The organism is Metasolibacillus sp., from assembly GCF_025291715.1.
GTDB lineage: Bacteria > Bacillota > Bacilli > Bacillales_A > Planococcaceae > Metasolibacillus > Metasolibacillus louembei.
This window is the reverse complement of the sequence record NZ_JAMBIZ010000002.1, coordinates 187,842-208,940: the sequence shown is the minus strand read 5'-3', so window position 1 is coordinate 208,940 and position 21,099 is coordinate 187,842. Positions and strand designations below refer to the sequence as shown.

Sequence of the window (21,099 nt, the reverse complement as noted above, 5' to 3'; positions counted from 1 at the left end):
AAAAGCGAATTCCCTCTTAATTTAGTTTAAAAGTGAAAGCAAAAGTACTGATGTTCAGTTTCAGTGTTTTCAACCTTATCAAAGAACGCTATCACTTTTTCACAGTGAACTATCTAATCTAAAAGCATGTGATTGTCCGAAAAGCAGTCTAACGTACTGCTTTTCGGACAATCTTTTTCATTGATTAAAATAATCTAACAACCCTTGATAAATACCGAGCGTTGCTTGCTCGCGGTAATAGTCGGTTGTAATTGTTGCTTCCTCTGCGGCATTACTTAAATAGCCAAGCTCAATTAAAATGGCATTTTGGCGATTTTCGCGCAGTACTAAGTAATTGCCAAATTGTGCCCCACGGCTGCGTAAATTTACGGTACCTTCAAGCCCTTGCTGTACAGTTTCAGCAAGCTTTTTATTTGTATCGCCATAGTAATACGTTGTAAAGCCTGTAACCGAGCTTACCTCATTGGCATCATAGTGTAAGCTAATGAAGGCGTCTGCATTTGCCTGATGCCCAACAGCGATGCGCTTACGCAAATCAACAAAAACATCAGCTTCACGTGTGAGCTCAACATTTGCCCCTGCTGCACGTAATTTCGATTTTAGCAATTCGGCTGTCTGCAATGTTAAGCCTTTTTCATATGTGCCACGCACGCCTGTCGTACCAGGATCATTTCCACCATGTCCAGGGTCGATAACAATTGTTAGTCCTTGCAACGTTCCATTTTTGCGTGACGGTGCCGTAGTAGCTTTCGTAGCTTCGTCCTGTGAAGCTGACACAACCCAGTTTGCTACATATGCCTCTTTGTCATCAACGGCTACTTTATACCATTCACCTTCCTTAGCGATGATGGAATATTGTTGTCCAGCATCTGCACGGTGGACAACGGCTGATGAGGTAGAAGCTTGCTCACGTAAATTTGTCCCATTATAAATAATTGTGACGCTTTCCGTAATAGGTGTTAATGGGTCAGCTGGTGCCTCTTGCTGGACAGTAAATGTGCCGTAAAAGCTATAAATCCAGCCTGATTTCTTTTTGGAATATTGAATTTCCACCCAATTATTATTTCTGCTTAATACTTTGAATTGCTGTCCTTTTGTTGCGACACCTAATATTTTCGATGTGGTATTTGCCTTTTTTCGGATATTAACTTTATCGACAACAACTGTAAAGGTGTTTGGATCATTTTCAACTGTCTCAGTAGCTGGTTGCTCTTCCTCTTGAGCTGGTTGCTCTGTGACAGGTGTTGACGGTTTTTCATTTATCGTAATGTACAATGTAGAAACCCACCCTACGACATTACCATATTGGATTTCTGCCCAGTCCTGCTGCTGCTGAAGTAGCTGTGCCTCCGCACCTAATGGAAGCTGTGTTAGGACGGTTGCAGATAATGAAGGCTCTGAACGAACATTGAGCTTGTCCACCTGTGTAATGACTATTTGTTGGTCGGTGCTTTGCTGTCTCTCTGCGGTAGCTTGTTTAATCAACCATTTGGCTACCCAGCCCTCTTGGCCATCCACTGTCACATGCATCCAGTCACCTTGCCCTTCAATTGAGGAAAGCAATTGGCCTTCTTTTAATGTTTCTAAAATAGGATACGATAAGCCAGGGCCTTCACGTAAATATAAAATTTCCGCATTGACTATGTAATCATCTTTAGCAGCCTTGACATCGTGCACTGTAGCTGGCAGCATCGTTGTTACAAGCATGATGCAAATCAACCATAAAATAAACGCTTTTCTCACTATAGCAACTCCTTTCAAATGCTAAAGGCTACGCTATTCATATTGTAAAAGCATTTCGATACGAAAATCTATAGTTTTTTTGAAAATGGTTGACAAGTCCCGTATACATCATTATGATAAAGTATAAATTAAAGAACAAATCGCCAGCGACCAAGCAAGTAGCAATAACTAGGGCTGACACAGAGAGGGAAAAACATCGGCTGCAATTTTTCCTACAGTACGTTCATTGCGAATAACACTTGAGAGGCTTTTTCTCGAAATGCTTATGCATAGTAGGGAAAAACGGAATCGGCCGTTATCCGAATATCGAGAGGGTGTAACTTTTTACATCAACTAGGGTGGAACCGCGGAAGTATGGATACAAGCTTTCGTCCCTTGCATAGCTATGCAAGAGACGAGGGCTTTTTTGTTTTTTGAAAAAAGGAGGCATTTGAAATGAGCTTTAAAGTACCAAGAGGGACACAGGATATTTTACCTGGACAATCAGAGAAATGGCAGTTAATTGAAGAGAAAATTCGTGAGCTATGTCATCTTTATCGCTATAAAGAAATTCGCACACCGATGTTTGAAGCGACAGAGCTTTTCCAACGTGGGGTTGGTGATACGACAGATATCGTGCAAAAGGAAATGTATACATTTGAGGATCGCGGTGGTCGTTCTTTAACGCTTCGCCCGGAAGGAACAGCTTCAGCAGTGCGTGCCTATGTTGAGCACAAAATGTTCGGGCAGCCAGACCAGCCTGTGAAGCTTTCTTATATGGGACCAATGTTCCGCTATGAGCGTCAACAAGCTGGTCGTTATCGCCAATTCGTACAGTTTGGCGTAGAGGCGATTGGCTCTGCAGACCCAGCGATTGATGCAGAAGTGATTGCGTTAGTCATGGATATTTACAGCACAGTTGGTTTAAAGGACATTAAGCTTGTGCTCAATTCATTAGGCGATAAAGAAACGCGAGATGCGCACCGTCAGGCATTAATCGAGCACTTCCAGCCAAGCATTGGCGAGTTTTGTACAGATTGCCAAAAGCGTTTAGAAAAAAATCCACTGCGTATTTTGGACTGTAAAGTAGATCGGGAGCATCCATTAATGGCTTCAGCACCTGCATTACCAAATTATTTAACAGAGGAATCAGCAGCGTATTTTGAGAAAGTAAAAATGTATTTAGATACGCTCGGTATTGCCTATGAAATTGATCCAAATTTAGTGCGTGGGCTTGATTATTATAACCACACAACATTTGAAATCATGTCAACAGCGGCAGGCTTTGGTGCGATTACAACACTTTGCGGTGGTGGTCGCTATAACGGATTAGTAGAAGATATTGGCGGACCTGATATGCCAGGTATCGGCTTTGCACTTTCCATTGAGCGTTTATTGCTAGCTCTTGAGGCAGAGGGTGTGGAGCTTGATGTAAAAGATGAGCTTGACGTATTTGTCGTAGCGCTTGATGATACGGCGAAGGTGAAGGCAGCGGAATTAATTAGCTCCTTCCGTGCAAAAGGCATCTCTGCTGATATGGATTACATCGATCGCAAAATGAAAGCACAAATGAAGGCAGCAGATCGCCTAGGTGCAAAATTTGTATTAGTGTTAGGTGAAACGGAGCTAGCCGAAGCGGCAGTGAATGTGAAAACAATGGCAACAGGCGATCAGCAAAAAGTCGCGTTCCATGATTTAGTGAACTACTTATTAGAGCAGAAATAAATTTGGAGGAATCGATAATGGCACAAAGAACACATGCTTGTGGTGAAGTAAATGAACAGCAGCAAGGTCAGGAAGTTGTATTAAAAGGTTGGGTGCAAAAGCGCCGCGATTTAGGTGGATTAATTTTTGTTGATATGCGTGACCGTGAAGGGATTGTCCAAGTCGTATTTGGCGATGAGGCACCTGAAGCGTTAGCAATTGCTGAAAAAATTCGCAGTGAATTTGTCATCGAAGTGACTGGAAAGGTAGTCCTTCGTCAAGAAGGGCAAGTTAACCCAAATATTAAAACAGGCAAAATTGAAGTTATCGCGTCTTCGTTAACAATTATTAATGAAGCGAAAACACCGCCATTTGCGATTGATGACAAAGTAGAAATTTCAGAGGATTTACGCTTAAAGTATCGTTATTTAGATTTACGTCGCCCTGCAATGTTCGATACATTTAAAATGCGCTCAGATGTAACGCGTACAATTCGAAACTTTTTACAAAATGAAGGCTTTTTAGAAGTAGAAACGCCAATTTTAACAAAATCAACACCAGAGGGAGCACGCGACTATTTAGTACCGTCTCGTGTGCATGAAGGTGAATTCTATGCATTGCCACAATCCCCACAGCTATTTAAGCAATTATTGATGGTATCAGGCTTCGAGAAGTATTTCCAAATTGCACGTTGCTTCCGCGATGAAGATTTACGTGCAGACCGTCAGCCAGAATTTACGCAAGTCGATATCGAAACATCGTTTATGACAATGGATGAAATTATCGCAATGAATGAACGCTTAATTCAACAAGTAATGCGCGATGTGAAAGGTGTGGAAGTGGAAGCGCCATTCCAGCGCATGAGCTATCAAGAGGCGATGGCACGTTATGGCTCAGATAAACCAGACGTACGTTTTGGCTTAGAATTAAAGCAGCTATCTGACATTGTTAAAGATTCAGCTTTCGGTGTATTTGCTAACGCAGTAAAAGCAGGTGGTGAAGTAAAGGCAATCAACGTTAAAGGTGCAGCAGATAACTACTCACGTAAAGATATCGATGCATTAGGCGAGTTTGCAGGGCGCTACGGTGCAAAAGGGCTTGCTTGGTTAAAAGTAACAGCAGAAGGATTAAACGGACCGATTGCTAAATTCTTTGAAGGCGATGCAGCACAGGCAATTATAGGTGCAACAGAAGCAGAAGCGGGCGACTTATTATTATTTGTAGCAGACAAAGCCTCTGTTGTTGCAGATGCACTTGGTGCATTACGTTTAAAACTAGGCAAAGAATTGAATTTAATCGACGAGTCAAAATTCGCCTTTTTATGGGTTGTTGATTGGCCATTATTCGAATATGATGAGGAAGAAGGTCGCTATTACGCAGCGCACCATCCATTCACACGTCCTTTCGATGAAGATATGGCGTTGATGGAGACAAATCCTAAAGAAGTGCGTGCACAAGCATACGATATCGTGTTAAATGGCTATGAGCTAGGCGGCGGTTCATTGCGTATTTATGAGCGTGACTTACAGGAAAAAATGTTTGAGCTTTTAGGCTTTACACAAGAAGAGGCACGCGCGCAATTCGGCTTCCTATTAGAAGCATTTGAATACGGTGTTCCGCCACACGGTGGCTTAGCGTTCGGTCTTGACCGTTTTGTTATGCTATTAGCTGGTCGTACAAACTTACGCGACACAATTGCCTTCCCAAAAACAGCATCAGCAAGCTGTCTGTTGACAGATGCTCCGTCACAAGTGGCAGATGCGCAATTAACAGAATTGCATTTAGCTGTAACAGCGACGAAAGAAAAATAATGAATAAAATGCCATTTGATCGATACTACGGTCAAATGGCATTTTTATTAGGAATTCACGAGGGAATTCCTACTTTAAAACATAAAAATATTGGCATTCAAATGAAAACGCTTCAAAAATCTTACTCTCATTAACTTGAATATTCAGATTATTCGTGCTAAAATATGCTTAATACGAATCCTGAAGTGTTCGTTTTTCGTTGTTAATCTATGTTTTGACCGAACATTAAATGAATGGGAGCCCTCATTTCATTGCGGCAAACATGCCCTCTCAAATAAAGTGGGACGTTTAATGTAGTGAAGCGGGCACCCACCTGCTAGCGAGCGGGTTCAAAACTTTTAACAATATAACGGCACATTCGGGATTCGTCCTTTTTTTGACTAGCTGTCTATGAAATACTTTTGTTCTTTTTTTTAAAATCATATAGAAAAGCGTTTTCATTTTATGTATACTTGTATAGACAACTAGTCCAAAATGAAAATTAAGGGGGATACTTGAATGTTAGCTTTTTTACAAAAAATCGGTAAATCTTTAATGTTTCCAATTGCGACATTGCCAGCAGCAGCATTATTAGTGCGCTTTGGCCAACCAGATATGCTAGATTTGCCAGTCATTGCAGCAGCAGGCGATGGTATTTTAGGAAACTTACCAATTATCTTTGCGATTGGTATTGCAATGGGCTTTGCCTTTGATACAAGCGGTGGTGCTGCACTAGCAGGGGCGATTGCTTATCTTGTTTTAACAAAAGGTTTAGGTGCCTATGATGAAACAATTAATATGGGCGTATTTGGTGGGATTATTGCAGGGGTAATTGCAGGTCTACTTTATAACAAATTTTATAATGTAAAATTCCCTGAATGGCTCTCATTTTTCGGTGGTAGACGATTCGTACCGATTATTACAGCTCTCATAATGACTGCGTTAGTGTTTGTATTTGGTATCATTTGGCCACCGATTCAAGGTGTTCTTGATAGTGGTGCAGATTGGATTTTAGGCGCAGGTGGTCTAGGTGTAGGGGTATATGGCTTCTTAAACCGTTTATTAATTCCAGTAGGCTTACACCATGTAATGAATACGATTATTTGGTTTGACTTTGGTACATTTACAACAGCAGCAGGTGAAGTTGTTAAAGGGGATATTAACCGCTTCTTAAAAGGTGACCCAACAGCAGGAACGTTTTTAGCTGGTTTCTTCCCAATTATGATGTTCGGTTTACCAGCAGCATGTTTAGCAATGTATTTCGCAGCGAAAAAAGAGAAACGTGCGGCAGTTGGTGGGATGTTCCTATCAATTGGATTAACAGCCTTTGTTACAGGGGTAACAGAGCCAATTGAGTTTACATTTATGTTCTTATCGCCAGTATTATACGCTGTGCATGCAGTGTTAACAGGTATTTCATTATATGTTACAGAGGCATTAGGCGTATTACATGGCTTTGGCTTCTCAGCCGGCTTAATTGACTATTTACTGAACTTTGGTATTGCAACAAAGCCAGCATTAATACTTGTGCTTGGTCTGGTATTTGGTGCCATTTACTTTGTCGTGTTCTACTTCTTAATCAAAGCGTTGGATTTAAAAACACCTGGTCGTGAAGATGATGAAGATGAAGCGGCACTTGAAGGCTCAGCGGATGAAGTATTAGACACGAAAGCGTTTTATATGATTGAAGGTCTTGGTGGACCAACGAATATTAATGAAGTAGACTATTGTGCAACACGTTTACGCATGTCTTTAAAAGATACAACAGTTATTGATGAAGCATTGTTAAAGCGCTACGGTGCAAAAGGCGTAATGCGCATGAACAAGACGGCAGCACAAGTTGTTATTGGACCATCTGTAGAGTTTTTAGGCGATGCAATGAAAGAAAGATTGAAAAAAGGGCATCCAGCATTAAAAAATGAAGTCGTAGTAGAAGAAGCAACGCAACAAAATGTGCAAGTAGATCGTTCTATCACTGTAGCAATGCCTGCAACAGGTGAGCTATTACCTTTAACAGCTGTACCAGATCAAGTATTCTCAACTGGTATGATGGGACCTGGCTTTGCGATAAATCCAACTGATGGCATTTTCGTATCGCCAGTTGATGGTGAAGTTGCAATGGTCTTCCCAACGAAGCATGCGGTTGGTTTAATGACAAAGGATGGCTTAGAGCTATTAATTCACGTTGGGTTAGATACGGTAAAATTAAATGGTGAAGGCTTTGAAGCATTCGTTGCACAAGGGCAAACAGTGAAAAAAGGCGATCCACTATTAAAGGTTGATTTGCAAGCGGTAAGCGCAGCAGCACCGTCTATTGTGACACCGATTGTATTTACAAACCTACAAGGTAAAGAAATTAATGTAACGAATAGCGGCACATTAAAAAATGGAGAATCCATTACTATTGAAATTAAGTAAGGACTGATCAAAATGACAAAGCCATTGATTTTAGAAAATGTCACAGTGGTGAATTACGATGCGCTAACAGCGCATCGTAATGTTGCGATTGAAGGGGCACAAATTGCAGCTGTTACAGAAAATAATGCAATGGGCACGGGGATAGACTGTACGGGCTACTATTGTTTACCAGGCTTTATTGATATGCATATTCATGGAGCGGACGGTGTAGATACGATGGATGCGACAGCTGCGTCGCTCCATCAGTTCGCTGCAGCGCTTGTAGCGGAAGGAACAACTAGTTTCTTAGCGACAACGATGACACAAAGTGAAGAAGCAATTGCAGCTGCATTACAAAATATAGCTGCATTTCAGCAAGGCGAAGGGGAAGCTAATTTAGTAGGTGTTCATTTGGAAGGACCTTTTATTTCAGCACAATGTGCGGGGGCTCAGCCAATAGAGCATATTCAGCCGCCATCTATTGAAAAATACCAGCAATGGCATGAAATGAGTGGCAACCAAATTAAACAAATAACGATGGCACCAGAACAGGGCATTGAACTCGTTTCATATGCAAAGGGATTAGGTGTAGTTGTGTCAATTGGTCATTCCAATGCAACGGCGAAAGAAACGCAAGCAGCTGTTGTACAAGGTGTGACACAAGGCACGCATCTTTATAACCAAATGAGAGCAATGCATCACCGCGAGCCAGGCGTTGTAGGAACGGTGCTATTAGAAAAGGATGTATATGTTGAAATGATTGTTGATTTCATTCATATCCACCCTGAAATGGTTGATTTAGCATACCGTTTAAAGGGCCCTGACAAAATCATTTTAATTACAGATGCGATGCGCGCAAAAGGGCTAGCATATGGGAAATATGATTTAGGTGGTCAGGAGGTAACTGTAACTGAGAACGGTGCCCATTTAGCAAACGGCGCACTTGCTGGCAGTGTTTTGAAAATGAACGATGCGTTACGCAATATGCGCCAAGCAACAGGGGCAGCTTGGCAAGAGCTTGTGCAAATGTCATCCTTTAATGCAGCGACACAATTAAAATTATCGCAAAAAGGCTATATTGAAGCTGGAAAAGATGCAGATTTAGTGATCGTTGATGAAAATTTACAAGTAAAATATACGATTGTGAATGGAAAAATCGTTTACTCCGCATAATGAAATACAGTATGAAAGCACTTGATTTATGAAAGAAGGGCGCTCACCTCATGCTACGTTCGTAGTCTTGGGAGGAAGCGCTCTTTGTAAAAAGTTAGCGAAGGTAGTAAAATAGTTGATAATGACTGAAGAATGCGGGTGAGTAAATGCATCAATTTTTTAAAAATATTCAGCAGTTGCTGAATCAAGTAGAACAGCAGGAGCAACAATTACAAGAAGTTGCTGAAATGATTGCAACAAAAATTGCAAAAGGTGGTATTATACAATTATTCGGTGCAGGGCACTCTTTTTTGTTAGCTGAGGAGCAATTTTATCGTGCTGGCGGGCTCGTACCAGTGAAGCCGATTTATATTGAGTCGTTAATGCTTGCAGCAGGACCTGTAACATCTTCTCGCAATGAGCGTACAGAAGGTGTTGTACCAGCCCATCGCCATTTGCTTGATATTCGTCCCGAAGATACGGTGATTATTATTTCGACATCAGGTCGTAATGCGGCACCGATTGAAATGGCATTTGAAGCAAAAGAACGAGGGGCATTTGTTATTTCTTTGCAATCATTATGTTATACTGAACAAGACAGCACACATAGTAGTGGCAAGCGTTTAGAAGAAGTTGTAGATATCGTATTAAATACGTCTGTACCAATTGGTGATGGTGTATTACATAGTGGCGATTATCAATATGGGGCAAGCTCTACGATTGTTGGTGCAGCAATGCTTAATGCACTTGTTAGTATGGTGATTGAGCAGCTTTTAGCAGTGCAGCAAGAGGCACCTGTTTTTGTTAGCAATAATATTAACGAGTCTTCCTCTAAAAACGACAAGTACTGCAAACAATTTGAAGACAGAATTACATTTAACTAGGAGGAATTTATTATGGAAAAAACATTCACAATTACAGCAGCAGAAGGATTACATGCGCGTCCATGTACATTATTAGTGCAAGGGGTTTCTGCATTCCAATCAAATGTAACGATTTCTTATAACGGTCGTGAAGCAAACTTAAAATCAATTATGGGTGTAATGGCGTTAGCGATTCCATCAGGTGGTAAGATTTCAGTAAAAGCTGAAGGCGACGATGCAGCAGCAGCAATTGCAAAAGTAGAAGATGTTATCAAATCACAAGGTATTGGGCAATAATATGAGACAATTGCAAGGGATCGCTGTATCAGAAGGAGTGGCTGTTGCGAAGGCATACCGTTTAGCAGAGCCCGATTTATCCATTATCGAGCATGATGGTATAGAGCCATCTGCCGAAAAACAACGCTTTCACGATGCAATTGCCAATGCTAAAACACAGCTTGAGAAAATCCGCGATTATGCTATTACAATGGTTGGCGAGGAGGAGGCAGAAATTTTTTCTGCCCATTTACTCGTTTTACAGGACCCTGATTTCCATGTAGCAATTGAAGGTGAAATCGATCAACATGTACAAGCTGAAAAAGCATTGCAAAAAATAGCACAGCAGTTTATCGATTTATTCAATCAAATGGATAATGAATATATGCGTCAACGTGCAGCAGATATTGAAGATGTATCACGCCGTATTTTAGCTTGCTTATTAGGTAAAGTATTGCCTGACGTATCACAAATTGATGAGGAAGTTGTATTAATTGCCTATGATTTATCGCCTTCTGTTACGGCGCAATTGAATAAGCAATTTGTAAAAGGCTTCATTACAACGATTGGTGGACGTACATCACATACAGCCATTTTAGCAAGAACTTTGCAAATTCCAGCTGTTGTTGGTGTCAAAGAAGCCGAAACAATTGAGCATGGTGAAATCGTGCTACTAGATGGTGCTACAGGTCAATTAATTATCAATCCATCAGAAGAAACACAGCTTGAAGCAAAAGAGCGCATGACAGCGCAAGCAGAACGCGAAAAGCAATTGCAGCAATTTGTGGATAAAGAGAGCGTAACAGCAGACGGCGCACATATCGAGCTTGCTGCTAACATTGGTAGCGTGCAAGATGTTGAAGCTGTGTTGAAAGTTGGGGCAGATGGTGTGGGCTTATTCCGTACAGAGTTTTTATATATGGACAGCACTTCATTACCAACGGAAGAGCAGCAATTTGAGCTTTATAAAGCAGTGCTTGAAAAAATGAATAACAAGCCTGTCGTTGTACGTACATTAGATATCGGTGGCGACAAGCATTTAGAATATTGGCAGCTACCAAAAGAGGAAAATCCATTTTTAGGGCAGCGTGCAATTCGACTTTCTCTAGCAAATGAAGACATATTCATCACACAATTGCGTGCATTATTGCGTGCAAGTCAGTATGGCAATTTAAAAATCATGTTCCCAATGATTGCGACAATGCAAGAATTACATCAGGCAAAAGCGATTTTACAACGACAGCATGATGCACTAGTAGCTGAAGGTGTAGCAATTGGCAAATACGAAGTAGGAATTATGATCGAGGTGCCATCTGCCGCAATTTTAGCAGATGTATTAGCACGTGAAGTTGATTTCTTCTCAATCGGTACAAATGATTTAATTCAATATACATTTGCATCAGACCGTATGAATGAGGCGACATCTTATTTATACGAGCCATTCCATCCAGCAATCATTCGCTTGATTGAAAATGTGGCATCAAGTGCACGTAAGCATGGCATCTGGGCAGGGATGTGTGGCGAAATGGCTGGTGAGCCACTAGCATTACCAGTTTTGTTAGCATTAGGGTTAGATGAGCTATCTATGAGCTCAAGCGCTGTGTTACGTACAAGAGAAAATTTATCTAAATTAAATAAAAAAGCATTGCAACAGCAAGTAGATAAGCTGTTAGCATGCGATTCAGCTGAGCAAGTAAAAGACTGGGCGCAGCAGGTGTACAATTAATAAGGGGGAAAACGTTGTGGCATTACAGCTAAAAACATTTGAAAATACCGATGAACTATACAACTTCGCGGCACAATTTTTACAACAAAAAGTAAAGGACGGTGCCAAGACGTTCGGTTTAGCAACAGGTGGAACAATGCAGCCTCTTTATCAAGTTTTGCGTCAAAGTGATGTGGATTTCTCGGGTTGTACAAGCTTTAACTTAGATGAATATATTGGCTTACCAATCGAGCATCCAGAAAGTTACTTTACATATATGCAAAAGGAGCTTTTTGAGCATAAGCCATTTAGCAAAAGCTATTTACCGAATGGTTTAGCTGAGGATATTGATGCAGAAGTAGCACATTACAATGAGCTGCTTGCACAAAATCCAATTGATGTGCAATTATTAGGTGTAGGAGAAAACGGTCATATTGGCTTCAATGAGCCAGGCACACCGTTTTCTGAAAAAGTGCATGCAGTGACATTAACTGAGTCAACACGTGAAGCAAATGCACGCTTCTTCAATTCAATTGCTGAAGTGCCTGAAAAGGCTATTACGATGGGTATTGCGAATATTTTAGAAGCGAAAGAGATTTTATTAATTGCTGTTGGTGAGAAAAAACGTGCAGCTTTAGAATCTTTAGTACACGGTGAAGTAACAATTGATTCACCAATTACAGTATTGCAGCAGCATGGAAATGTAGTTGTTTTAACAGATCTAAATATTTCACTTGCGTAATCGTGTTTTTTTGTATATATTTTTCAAGTATTCATCTTTTCTAAGTATAGTACTCGGAATAATAGAGGTAGAGAGGGGTGGGTTGTCCCTCTCTACCTTTTTTTACAAAATCGATATGGAGTGATTAAAAATGTTACATCAATTTTCGCGCAATGAGCTCGCAATAGGCAGTGAGGGCTTAGCGCTTTTAAAAAATACAACAGTGGCGATTTTAGGCGTTGGTGGCGTAGGCTCCTTTGCAGCAGAAGCATGTGCCCGAAGTGGTATTGGCCGCATTATTTTAGTGGATAAGGACAATGTAGATATTACAAATGTCAACCGACAATTAGTTGCTTATTTATCAACTGTTGGTAAATCGAAATCAGCTGTCATGAAGGAACGTATTGCTGACATTAATCCAGAGTGTGAAGTCATCGATATGCATATGTTCTATACAGAAGAAACATATGAGCAATTTTTCGCACAGGGCATCGACTATGTTATTGATGCAAGTGATACAGTAATGTATAAAATTCATCTAATGAAAGAATGCTTAAAGCGTAATATCCCGATTATTTCAAGCATGGGGGCAGCTAATAAAATGGACCCTACACGCTTCCAAATTGCTGATATTTCGAAAACACATACAGACCCGTTAGCGAAAATTATCCGCACGAAATTGCGTAAAGAGGGTATCAAAAAAGGGGTAATGGTTGTCTTTTCAGATGAATCACCTGTCGTTGTACGTGAGGATGTTGTACAGCATGTTGGCAAGCCTGATGCTACAATTCGCAAAGCAAAAATGCCACCAGCATCGAACGCCTTTGTTCCATCTGTTGCAGGCTTAATCGCAGCGAGCTGGGTTGTTAATACAATCGTCAAAGATATTCATATTGCGCGCGTGAGTGACTAAATAACAAGTTGATGTAGATGATTGATTGAATCTGCATCAACTTTTTTCATTTAGCAAGTGAATATAGCTCAATCACTTCATTTGCTGTAATTAGCTGCTCAAACGGTAAAAAGCGGCTATACACCTCTTTGAAATCAATGTCTCCTGCAAAGTCATCAATCAATTCGAATATATCTAAGATCGTGACAAATCGCCAAGTTGTTTGACCACCTAATGCATTTTCATATGTTTCATCTACAAAATAATTTCGCACTTTTTGCTCAAGTTCCTCTTTAGTAAATGCCTTAACTAACCGAATCGTTTCCTCAAATGTTTTTCCACCATCTGGATTAGGCACAACAATCGATTCTAGTAAGATTTTTACTGAATAAATTTTCATGATATCATCCCCTTCAGTAGCTATTTCATTCCAATAATTGTATACCTTAATATTACTGATAGCAATGTCATGACTAAAAGTGAGTAATGTTTTTTCATCTAGAGCTAGTAACAATAAAATAGATTTGTTAAACTAATATATAGAGCGAAAACTCCTAGCGTGGACTGTGACGATAGGGTAGTTTTCGCTTTTTTTTCTGTAAGAGGTGAAAGAGGAAAGGGAAAATTTGAAGTGAAAAAATAGTTGACATATTCAACTAATTTGAATATTGTAGAGGAAAGGAAGATTAAAAATTATGAAAATTCAATTAATAGAGGACGTAAAGCATTTTAACCGTTTTTACACAAGAGCAATTGGGATATTTAACTTATATGGAAGCTCGAGTAAATATTCTGCCACAGAAGCAATGATTCTGTACGAAATTAAAAACACGGAAAATTGCACAGCTAGTTATTTATCTGAATATTTTCAGTTAGATAAAAGTACTATCAGTAAAGCATTAAGTAAGTTATTAAAAAATTCACTCGTAAACAAAAAAGTAAATGAGCAAGATAAGCGTGTTCAAATACTTTTTTTAACAGAAGAAGGAGAGGGTGTCTTGAATCACTTAGCATCTGAAGCAAGTAAAATTGTAGGCAATGTCGTACATGGTGTATCAGATGCAGAAGCAGCCGAGTTATTAGAAGCAATGAAGGTTATAGAAAGAATTATGAAGAAACAGCTTGAATAGGGAGGACAAACAATGAAAAAATATTTCGTACCCATTTTGTTACTTGTTGTTTTATTTGTTTTAACTGCATGTACAGAAGGCACTTCAGAGCAACCATCAAAATCTAACAATAACGATTCAACAACAAACTCTTCAAGTAATAATGAAGAAAGTAAGAAAGATAGCATCGTCATCGGATTCGAGGCAGATGCGGGTACATTAATTGCCAATACCGATGTGAACTATGCAACAGATGCGCAAATTCGTAATATATACGATCCATTAATTACACGAGACAGTCAAACAGGTAAGTACATACCTTTCCTAGCTGAATCTTGGGAAAGCATTGATGAGCTAACATGGAGATTGACATTAAAAGAAGGTGTGAAATTCCATAATGGTGCAGATTTCAATGCAGAGTCTGTAAAATTCAGCATTGATTATATATTAGATGAAAATAACGGCTCATTCTACCGCTCACGCTGGGCTAATATTAGTGAGGTCGTTGTGCTATCTCCAACAGAGGTCGAAATTCGCACATCAGTACCATTCCCAGGCTTGATTGAGCGTATTACAGGCGATTTATTAATTTTAGAACCAGGCTATGTAGCACAGGTCGGGAACGATGAGGCTGCTAAAAAGCCAGTGGGTACAGGCCCTTATCAATTTGTAGAATGGTCACGTGATAATTATTTGAAATTAGAAGCATTTGAGGAGTATTGGAATGGTGCACCTTCAATTAAGCAAGTAGAATTCCGCTACATTCCTGAATTCAGCTCGCGATTATCAGCATTTTTAAGTGGAGAAATTGATTTGTTTAAAAATATTCCAGTTGATTCAGTGCAAAGTGTAGAGGCTGATGCTAACTCGAAAATTGAAGAAGTATCTTCATCACGAATTAACTATTTAGCGCTAAATACACATTATGAAGGCCCATTACAAGATGAAAAGGTACGTTTAGCTATTAATTATGCTGTTGATGTTGATGAATTAATTTCAGCCATTTTAAATGGACATGCGACAAAAATGACGGGTCCATTATCAAAAATTAATTCCAACTACACAGAAACAACTGACTATAGCTATGATGCAGATAAAGCGATTGCATTATTAAAAGAAGCAGGCTATGCACCAGAGGATATTACATTGACATTGGATACACCAAATGGACGCTATCCTATGGATGCACAAGTTGCACAGGCGATTGCTGCACAGCTTCAGCGCATTGGTATTAAAGTGAATGTACAAGTAAATGAGTGGGGTACGCATTTAGAAAAAATTCGTAACCGAGAAATGAAGGATATGTATATTTTAGGATGGGGACCAGCATTTGAGCCAGACTCTACGATATTCGATTTATTTACGCAAAATGCTCCATATAGTAGCTTCTACGATGAGGCAATCGAACAAGAAATTGTAGCAGCAACAAAGATTTTTGACAATGCAGAGCGTAAAGAGGCATACAATCATATTCAACATTTATTAGTAGATACAGCGGCATGGGTTCCATTATGGCAGCAAGGAGACTTATATGCAGTGCGCGCAAATCTGAAATTTGAGCCTCGTGTAGATGAGGAAATAAAAGTATTTGAGATGTCTTGGGAATAAAAGAAATCCATTACATCAGCTGTATAGTAAAAAGCGATTAAACTAAAGCAGCATAGTGGGCAGCCTCCTCTTTACTCACTGGAGAGGAAGTCCCACTTTGTGCTGTATGAGTAAAGGTAAAACATAGCCTCTAACGAATGCACTTTGCCTACAGGAGGGATTTTATGCTAGATTTTGTCGTAAAGCGTTCACTACAAGTTATTATCGTTGTTTTTTTAGCTTTAACGGCTGTTTTTTTTCTCATTCGGCTTTCTGGTGATCCAACAGCATTATTTTTACCACCAGACACATCACGAGAGCAAATTGAAGAATATCGAGAGCTTTTAGGGTTTAATCGCCCTTTATATGTGCAATATGGTGAATTTGTTGGCAATGCCATTCAAGGGGATTTTGGACAATCTTTACGTTCAGGTGATAGTGCATTAGGACTTGTCTTAGCACGCTTACCTGCAACCTTTCAATTAGCTTTTTCTGCCTTATTTATTTCTTTACTTGTAGCAATCCCACTTGGCGTCTTGGCGGCCTATAAACGAAATTCCATATTTGATAGAATAGCAGTTGCCGCAACGGTCGTCGGGCAGGCGATTCCAAGCTTTTGGCTAGGGCTGTTATTAATTTATACATTTGCTGTAAGCTTTTCATTGCTACCATCGAGCGGAGGTGGCAGCATTATGCATTTAATATTACCTAGTGTGACATTGGCGACATATAGCATTGCACGCTTTACTCGATTTACACGCTCTACGATGCTAGACGTATTGCGAAAAGATTATATTCGGACAGCCAAGGCTTCTGGTGCACCGACAGGTAGGTTAGTTTTGAAATATGCTTTAAAAAATTCGTTAATTCCTATCATTACGCTAGTAGCGCTTGATTTAGGGACATTACTAGGTGGTGCAGTAGTTGTAGAAATGGTGTTTGCTTGGCCAGGAGTTGGTAGATTGTTATTGCAATCATTGCTAAATCGTGATTTTCCGATTGTGCTAGCGGGCGTATTTATCATTGCGTTTATTTATTCAATCGTCAACTTTATTGCAGATATTTTATACGCATACGTGAATCCACAAATTCGAGTGAAGTAGGTGAGTGTAATGACTATAAATAGTGAAATAAATGTAGTAAAAGGAAATAGCCGTGGGAAAAAGTTGAAAATTACAAGCTTTTTTAAAAAGCTATTAGGAAATTGGAGTGGCTTTATAGGATTTGTCATTATTTTTTTGTTGTTAATTATCAGTATTTTCGGAAAACAAATTGCCCCATATGACCCGATGTATACAGACTTTGCTAAAAAATTACTGCCACCTTTAACGGAAGGGCATTTGCTTGGCACGGACCAGCTAGGGAGAGACGTTCTGTCACGCATAATTGTAGGTGCGCGAGTATCTGTCATTATTGGGCTTATTACCGTATTAGTTGCAGGTACATTTGGCACAATTATTGGCATTATTTCAGGCTATTTTAGAGGCTGGATTGACGTTGTCTTAATGCGAATTGTTGATGTACAGCTGAGCTTTCCATTTATTCTGTTAGTGCTTGTTGTCAGCGCTATTACAGGAACAGGCTTACGAAATATTATTATTTCCTTAGCAATAGGGGGATGGGTCATTTTTGCCCGCGTTATTCGCAGTGAAGTTTTGGCTATTCGAGAAAAGGAATTTATTACAGCATGTGTTGCGACAGGCGTAAAGCGCTCACATATTTTGTTTAAGCATATTTTGCCTAACTTAGTAACACCAATTATTATTTTAGGCTCATTGCAAATCGCTACATATATTATTGCCGAAGCATCGATTAGCTTTTTAGGCTTCGGTGTGCAGCCACCTACACCAGCTTGGGGCAATATGCTGAGTGAGGGCAAGGATTATATTTTTAGCTCTTGGTGGCTCATTACATTCCCAGGTATTGCAATTTTAATAACAGCATTAGGTGTCAATTTATTTGGTGATTGGCTAAGAGATACATTAGATCCAGAGTTTGTAGAGTAGGTGATGTGATGACGAATTTATTAGAAGTGAATAATTTGAATATTTGTTTTCGCAATGGGAAAGTCATTACTCAGCCAATACGCAATATTAATTTTTTCGTGCAACGTGGCGAAATATTAGGCATAGTTGGCGAATCAGGCTGCGGTAAAAGCGTAACATCGATGGCGGTTATGGGACTGCTGCCTCCAAAATCGAGTGAAATTACGGGTGGAGAAATTATTTTCAACGAACAGCATATTGAAAAAATGACAGAGAAGCAGCTGCAAAATTTACGCGGGAATGACATGTCGATGATTTTTCAAGAGCCTATGACCTCATTGAATCCTGTTTTTACGATAGGTCAGCAGCTAATGGAGCCTTTAAAGCAACATAAAAGCTTAACGAAAGGGCAGCGCAGAGAACGCATTGTTGAAGTGCTAAAGCAAGTAGGTATTCCACGCGCGGAGCAAATTATTGATGAGTATCCACATCAGCTATCAGGCGGTATGCGACAAAGAGTAATGATTTCCCTTGCCCTTTTATGTGAGCCGAAATTATTAATTGCGGATGAGCCAACAACTGCTTTAGATGTAACAATTCAAGCGCAAATTTTAGAATTGCTAAAGTGTATTATTGCTGAAACAAATATGAGCATGATGCTGATTACCCATGATTTAGGAGTGATTGCGGAAATATGCCATCGAGTTGTCGTTATGTATGCAGGGAGTGTTGTAGAGGAAGCCTCGGTGGAGGAGCTTTTTGATAATCCATTACATCCATATACGAAGGGGCTACTGAAATCACTGCCAAGTCAAAATGAACGGAAGTCGACATTATACTCTATTGCTGGTCAAGTGCCGAAGCCAGATGAGCTTGGACAAGGCTGTGCTTTTGCTAACCGCTGTGAGTTTGCGACAGAGCGTTGCTTGACAGCAGAGCCACCTGTCTTTGAAATCGATCAGCATAAAGCAAAATGCTGGCTTTTAGCAGGGGGTGACAACGATGAGTAAAGAGCAATTGCTATCAGTAACAGGCTTAAAAAAGTATTTTGAAATTAGTCAAGGCATGTTTAAGCCTAAAATTGTTGTCAAGGCAGTGGATGATGTTTCCTTTGATATTTACAAAGGGGAAACCTTTGCGCTTGTTGGTGAATCCGGCTGTGGCAAATCAACAACAGGCAGAACGATCTTAAAATTAACGGAGCCAACAGCAGGAGAAGTGTTATTTAAAGGGCAAAATATTGCTAATTTATCCTATGAAGCAATGCGGAGATTACGCAGTCAAATGCAAATGGTGTTTCAAGATCCTTATGCTTCATTAAATCCTAAAAAAACAATTCAGCAAATTTTAATGGAGCCGCTAGCTGTTCATAAAAAGTTTGAGCCACAGGAAAGATTGCAAAAAATTATAGAGATTTTAAAAGTGGTTGGCTTGTCTGAAGCGCATTTACATCGCTATCCACATGAGTTTTCTGGTGGTCAAAGACAGCGTATCGGGATTGCAAGGGCGGTTATTTTAAACCCTGATTTTATCGTAGCGGATGAACCTGTTTCTGCCCTAGATGTTTCAGTCCAATCGCAAGTGATTAATTTAATGCTGGAAATTCAAAAAAAGCTCCAGCTTACTTATTTATTCATTTCACATGATTTAAGTGTGATTCAGCATATGACGGACCGAGTAGCGGTTATGTACTTAGGAAGAATTGTCGAAATTGCGACGACAGAGGAGCTATTTGATAGCCCTAAGCATCCATATACACAAGCATTATTATCAGCAGTACCAATTAGCCATCCAATGGAAAAGCGAGAGCGAATTGTGCTGGAGGGTGATGTACCAAGCCCTGCCAATCCACCAAGTGGTTGCACATTCCATCCGCGCTGCCGCTTCGCAAGCGATATTTGTAAACAAATTGCGCCAAGCGCTGTAGCATTTTCCGATACGCATAAGGCTACTTGTCATTTATATAATACTGAGGAGGAACAACAGCAATGATTTTATCTATTCCCAATTATGAATTTAAAGAGCGTCAACAGAAATTTGTTAAAAAAATGCAGGAGAAGGGCTGTGAAGCTGCCGTTATTTATGCAGTAGCAGATATTTTCTATTTAACAGGCTTTCATTTTCATCCAACAGAGAGACCGATTGCGTTATTTGTAGATAGCCAAGCGGAGTTTCATTTATTTGTACCTGCCTTAGAGGTGGAGCATGCAGAGGAATATGCAGTGATTAGCAAAGTGTATTCATACCCAGAATATCCGGGCATCAAGCATCCAATGGAATATTTTAAAGAGGTGTTGATTGCACATGGCTTTGAAAATAAAGCGATTGGCTTTGATGCAATGGGCTATGGCTCTTCCATGGGCTATCGTGGGCCAACGATGGATACATTTTTACAAGTAAAGGAATTTGTCTCGTTGAAATGGTTAATTGAAGAAATGCGCTATGTGAAATCTGCCAATGAAATCGAATTAATTAAAGAATCATGCCGTTGGGGCAATTTAGCACATCGCCTTCTACAAAAATATTCAAAAGCAGGCGCAAGCGAAATTGAAATTACAACACGGGCATCTTCCGAGGCAACTGCTGCAATGGTTGAGACTTTAGGCGGAGGCTATAAGCCACATGGTTCACCTGCACATGCCATTTTCAGGGGGCAAATTGGGCCGGAATCTGCCTTCCCACATGCGGTAACACAAAATATTATCCTGAAAAAAGGGGATACGCTTGTAACAGGCGCAGGCGCTGATATTTTTGGCTATAAGAGCGAGCTAGAGCGCACGATGTTTGTAGAAGAAGCATCGGCAGACCAAGAAAAATATTTCAACTATATGTATGAGGCACAGGACGTTGCTTTCAACCATATTAAACCAGGTGTAGAATGTCGTGAAGTGGAAGAGGCTGTTCAGCAATACTTTATCGAGCAAGGTATTACACAGTTAACGCGTCACCATACAGGACATAATATTGGGATTTTAGGGCATGAAGGGCCATTTTTAGACTTAGGTGATACAACGGTTATTGAGGAGGGCATGGTATTCACAGTGGAGCCAGGTATTTACGTGCCAGGTTTAGGTGGCTTTAGACACTCTGATACAGTTGTGGTCACAAAGGATGGTATTGAAATGTTAACTTATTATCCTCGTGACTTAGCTTCTTTAATTTGCTAATATTTAAAATAGTTAGACAATAGTTTTGG

The 21,099-nt window shown here is 40.0% G+C and carries 18 protein-coding genes, 1 other RNA gene and 1 other annotated feature; of the genes, 17 read left to right on the top strand and 2 right to left on the bottom strand.

Annotated elements, in window-relative coordinates:
* Positions 1–177 precede the first annotated feature (177 nt).
* Positions 178–1,743 carry an N-acetylmuramoyl-L-alanine amidase family protein gene (locus M3Z76_RS02685; RefSeq protein ID WP_293920717.1) on the bottom strand — a complete coding sequence of 522 codons (1,566 nt, stop codon included), beginning with the start codon at positions 1,741–1,743 and terminating at the stop codon, positions 178–180.
* 137 nt (positions 1,744–1,880) lie between these two features.
* Positions 1,881–2,122: a binding site (T-box leader), on the top strand.
* 56 nt (positions 2,123–2,178) lie between these two features.
* On the opposite strand from M3Z76_RS02685, the gene hisS reads away from it, so the two are divergent.
* From hisS to M3Z76_RS02635, 10 genes are all read left to right on the top strand, one after another.
* Positions 2,179–3,447 (top strand): histidine--tRNA ligase, encoded by a 1,269-nt coding sequence (gene hisS, locus M3Z76_RS02680; RefSeq protein ID WP_293920715.1) that lies wholly within the window; start codon positions 2,179–2,181, stop codon positions 3,445–3,447.
* 17 nt (positions 3,448–3,464) lie between these two features.
* Entirely contained in the window at positions 3,465–5,237 is a 1,773-nt protein-coding gene (gene aspS, locus M3Z76_RS02675) for an aspartate--tRNA ligase (protein WP_293920714.1), read from the top strand.
* Positions 5,238–5,411: 174 nt separating this feature from the next.
* Positions 5,412–5,606, top strand: a non-coding RNA gene (ssrS, locus tag M3Z76_RS02670) — 6S RNA.
* 129 nt (positions 5,607–5,735) lie between these two features.
* A complete protein-coding gene (gene nagE / locus M3Z76_RS02665) occupies positions 5,736–7,634 on the top strand; it encodes an N-acetylglucosamine-specific PTS transporter subunit IIBC (RefSeq protein ID WP_293920713.1) in 1,899 nt (632 codons plus the stop codon).
* 12 nt (positions 7,635–7,646) lie between these two features.
* Positions 7,647–8,786, top strand: coding sequence for an N-acetylglucosamine-6-phosphate deacetylase (nagA, locus tag M3Z76_RS02660; protein WP_293920710.1), 1,140 nt, complete (start codon positions 7,647–7,649; stop codon positions 8,784–8,786).
* Between the two features lie 146 nt (positions 8,787–8,932).
* Entirely contained in the window at positions 8,933–9,649 is a 717-nt protein-coding gene (locus tag M3Z76_RS02655) for a sugar isomerase domain-containing protein (RefSeq protein ID WP_293920708.1), read from the top strand.
* Between the two features lie 12 nt (positions 9,650–9,661).
* Positions 9,662–9,925 (top strand): HPr family phosphocarrier protein, encoded by a 264-nt coding sequence (locus M3Z76_RS02650; RefSeq protein WP_293920706.1) that lies wholly within the window; start codon positions 9,662–9,664, stop codon positions 9,923–9,925.
* A gap of 1 nt (position 9,926) precedes the next feature.
* Positions 9,927–11,630: a phosphoenolpyruvate--protein phosphotransferase gene (gene ptsP, locus M3Z76_RS02645; RefSeq protein WP_293920703.1), complete on the top strand. Its 1,704-nt coding sequence runs from the start codon at positions 9,927–9,929 to the stop codon at positions 11,628–11,630.
* Positions 11,631–11,646: 16 nt separating this feature from the next.
* Positions 11,647–12,351 (top strand): glucosamine-6-phosphate deaminase, encoded by a 705-nt coding sequence (locus M3Z76_RS02640; protein WP_293920701.1) that lies wholly within the window; start codon positions 11,647–11,649, stop codon positions 12,349–12,351.
* 130 nt (positions 12,352–12,481) lie between these two features.
* Positions 12,482–13,243, top strand: a complete 762-nt coding sequence (locus M3Z76_RS02635; protein WP_293920698.1) for a tRNA threonylcarbamoyladenosine dehydratase — start codon at positions 12,482–12,484, stop codon at positions 13,241–13,243.
* Between the two features lie 46 nt (positions 13,244–13,289).
* On the opposite strand, the gene M3Z76_RS02630 is transcribed toward M3Z76_RS02635, so the two are convergent.
* On the bottom strand, positions 13,290–13,622 hold the full coding sequence (locus M3Z76_RS02630; RefSeq protein WP_293920695.1) for a DUF4288 domain-containing protein: 333 nt from the start codon (positions 13,620–13,622) through the stop codon (positions 13,290–13,292).
* A 295-nt stretch (positions 13,623–13,917) separates the two neighbouring features.
* Here M3Z76_RS02630 and M3Z76_RS02625 point away from each other — a divergent pair, with 295 nt between their 5' ends.
* The 7 genes from M3Z76_RS02625 to M3Z76_RS02595 all read left to right on the top strand — a co-directional run bounded on the left by M3Z76_RS02625 (position 13,918) and on the right by M3Z76_RS02595 (position 21,070).
* Positions 13,918–14,352 (top strand): MarR family winged helix-turn-helix transcriptional regulator, encoded by a 435-nt coding sequence (locus M3Z76_RS02625; protein ID WP_293920694.1) that lies wholly within the window; start codon positions 13,918–13,920, stop codon positions 14,350–14,352.
* 12 nt (positions 14,353–14,364) lie between these two features.
* Entirely contained in the window at positions 14,365–15,939 is a 1,575-nt protein-coding gene (locus M3Z76_RS02620; RefSeq protein WP_293920692.1) for an ABC transporter substrate-binding protein, read from the top strand.
* A gap of 164 nt (positions 15,940–16,103) precedes the next feature.
* A complete protein-coding gene (locus M3Z76_RS02615) occupies positions 16,104–17,021 on the top strand; it encodes an ABC transporter permease (protein WP_293920690.1) in 918 nt (305 codons plus the stop codon).
* Between the two features lie 9 nt (positions 17,022–17,030).
* Positions 17,031–17,924, top strand: coding sequence for an ABC transporter permease (locus M3Z76_RS02610; protein WP_293920689.1), 894 nt, complete (start codon positions 17,031–17,033; stop codon positions 17,922–17,924).
* Between the two features lie 8 nt (positions 17,925–17,932).
* Positions 17,933–18,913: an ABC transporter ATP-binding protein gene (locus tag M3Z76_RS02605; protein ID WP_293920688.1), complete on the top strand. Its 981-nt coding sequence runs from the start codon at positions 17,933–17,935 to the stop codon at positions 18,911–18,913.
* Positions 18,906–19,895 (top strand): ABC transporter ATP-binding protein, encoded by a 990-nt coding sequence (locus M3Z76_RS02600; protein ID WP_293920687.1) that lies wholly within the window; start codon positions 18,906–18,908, stop codon positions 19,893–19,895. The genes M3Z76_RS02605 and M3Z76_RS02600 overlap by 8 nt, the downstream gene beginning before the upstream one ends.
* A complete protein-coding gene (locus M3Z76_RS02595; RefSeq protein WP_293920686.1) occupies positions 19,892–21,070 on the top strand; it encodes a M24 family metallopeptidase in 1,179 nt (392 codons plus the stop codon). The genes M3Z76_RS02600 and M3Z76_RS02595 overlap by 4 nt, the downstream gene beginning before the upstream one ends.
* The last annotated feature ends 29 nt before the right edge of the window (positions 21,071–21,099 follow it).